Annotated in this window: 3 protein-coding genes; 2 read left to right on the forward strand and 1 reads right to left on the reverse strand. The window is 74.4% G+C overall.

The window, feature by feature from the left end:
- Window positions 1-555: thiolase family protein (locus H5J30_RS29165; RefSeq protein ID WP_181790269.1), on the forward strand; the 555-nt coding region annotated here is incomplete at its 5' end.
- 25 nt (window positions 556-580) lie between these two features.
- Here H5J30_RS29165 and H5J30_RS29170 read toward each other — a convergent pair.
- Window positions 581-1,000, reverse strand: a complete 420-nt coding sequence (locus H5J30_RS29170) for a hypothetical protein (RefSeq protein ID WP_181790270.1) — start codon at window positions 998-1,000, stop codon at window positions 581-583.
- Between the two features lie 104 nt (window positions 1,001-1,104).
- Here H5J30_RS29170 and H5J30_RS29175 point away from each other — a divergent pair, with 104 nt between their 5' ends.
- Window positions 1,105-2,028, forward strand: a complete 924-nt coding sequence (locus tag H5J30_RS29175) for an LLM class F420-dependent oxidoreductase (RefSeq protein ID WP_181790271.1) — start codon at window positions 1,105-1,107, stop codon at window positions 2,026-2,028.
- Window positions 2,029-2,121: the final 93 nt, after the last annotated feature.

Genomic DNA, 2,121 nt, shown 5'->3' on the forward strand with positions numbered 1-2,121 from the left:
GGCGGCGACGCGATGACGGCGGACGAGTGCATCCGCGAGGACACCTCGGCCGGGCAACTGGCGAAGCTGAAGCCGGTGTTCCGGGCGGGCGGCAGCGTGACCGCGGGCAACTCCTCGCCCATGAACGACGGGGCGGCGGCGCTGCTGCTGGTCAGCGAGGAGGCGCTGGCCTCCCTCGGCCTGGACTCCCTCGGCCGGTACGCGGCCGGTGCCTCCGCCGGCGTCCACCCCGACGTCATGGGCATCGGCCCGGTGCCGGCGACGCGCAAGGCGCTGGACCGGCTGGGCTGGTCGGTGGCGGACGTCGAGACGGCGGAGCTGAACGAGGCGTTCGCGGCGCAGTCGCTGGCGTGCGTGGACGAACTGGGGCTGGACCCCGAGGCGGTCAACCCGGACGGCGGGGCCATCGCGCTGGGCCACCCGCTGGGCTGCTCGGGGGCGCGGATCCTGACGACACTGCTGCACCGGATGGCGCGTACCGGCGCGCGGCGGGGCCTGGCGACGATGTGCGTCGGGGTGGGGCAGGGCTCGGCGGTGCTGGTGGAACGGTCCTGAGACCGCCCCGGCGCCGCGCGGGACGCTACTCCGCTACGCCCTTGGCCGCCCAGGTCTCCCACCTCGACGGCGGGTTCCCGAGCACGTCGGCGCGCCGCCGCACGGCGGCCTCCTCGTCGGTGTGCAGCGCGTGCGCCAGGCGGTAGGTGCCCTCCCCCGACTCGGCGAGCGCGCGGATCACCGCGTTCTGCGTGCCCTCGATCCAGGGCGCGATGCGCTCCAGGTGGCGCAGGGCGGCGTAGTAGTCGCCGGGGATCGGCGGCGGGGCGCCGGGGTCGCGGGAGTTGACGCCCGTACGGAGCATACCGAGGGCCCACAGGCAACTGTCGGCGATCTCCGCCAGCTCCCGCACCTCGCGGGTCAGCACCCTGGTCTCCTCGGGAGTCAGCCGGACCGTGAACTCCAGTCCGCCGTCCCCTTCCGGCGCGCGGTGGACGACCGTCATCCTGACCCCCTAGCGGCAAGCCCGGGCAGTGCGGTGACTGCACTCTATGCACCGCCGCCGTGCCCCGGGAAGCCGCGGGGCGGCGCTGAAGCACAATGGGCCCCATGGATCTCCGCATCTTCACAGAACCGCAGCAGGGCGCCTCGTACGACGCCCTCCTGACCGTGGCCCGCGCCACCGAGGACCTCGGCTTCGACGCCTTCTTCCGCTCCGACCACTATCTGAAGATGGGCGACGTCAGCGGCCTGCCGGGACCGACGGACGCCTGGGTGACGCTGGCGGGCCTGGCCCGCGAGACGAGCCGCATCCGGCTCGGCACGCTGATGACCGCCGCCACCTTCCGGCTGCCGGGGCCGCTGGCCATCCAGGTGGCGCAGGTGGACCAGATGTCGGGCGGCCGGGTCGAGCTGGGCATCGGCGCGGGGTGGTTCGAGGAGGAGCACACCGCGTACGGGATCCCGTTCCCGAAGGAGAAGTTCGCCCGGCTGGAGGAGCAGCTCGCGATCGTGACCGGGCTGTGGGGGACGCCGACGGGCGACACCTTCAGCTACTCCGGGACGCACTACGAGCTGGCGGACTCCCCCGCGCTGCCGAAGCCCGTGCAGGCGCCGCTGCCGGTGCTGATCGGCGGCATGGGCCCGAAGCGCACCCCGGCGCTGGCCGCCCGCTACGCGGCGGAGTTCAACGTGCCGTTCAGCTCGGCGGCGGACACCGAGCGGCAGTTCGGCCGGGTCCGCGAGGCGGCGGAGGCCGCCGGCCGGACGCCGTCCGACCTGGTGTACTCCAACGCGCTGATCGCCTGCGTCGGCAAGGACGACGCGGAGGTGGCGCGGCGCGCGGCGGCCATCGGCCGGCAGGTGCCGGAGCTGAAGGAGAACGGCCTGGCCGGCACCCCGGCGGAGGTGGTCGAGAAGCTCGGCGGCTACGCCTCCGTCGGCTCCCAGCGCTTCTACCTCCAGATCCTCGACCTGTCGGACCTGGACCACCTGGAGCTGATCGCCGCCGAGGTGATGTCGCAGGTCTCGTGACCGCAGGGCGGCGGCCGGGCCCGTAAAACCCCTGGCGGGCGGCGGCGGGCCCGGCGAGGATGACGGGATGGAGCGCGGCGGGCCGCTGCCCGA

The organism is Streptomyces phytophilus, assembly GCF_013870535.1.
GTDB classification, from domain to species: domain Bacteria; phylum Actinomycetota; class Actinomycetes; order Streptomycetales; family Streptomycetaceae; genus Streptomyces; species Streptomyces phytophilus.

Coding starts and splice junctions, on each gene's coding strand:
- H5J30_RS29170 (WP_181790270.1), bottom strand. CDS start 1,000: ATGACGGTCGTCCACCGCGCGCCGGAAGGGGACGGCGGACTGGAGTTC.
- H5J30_RS29175 (WP_181790271.1), top strand. CDS start 1,105: ATGGATCTCCGCATCTTCACAGAACCGCAGCAGGGCGCCTCGTACGAC.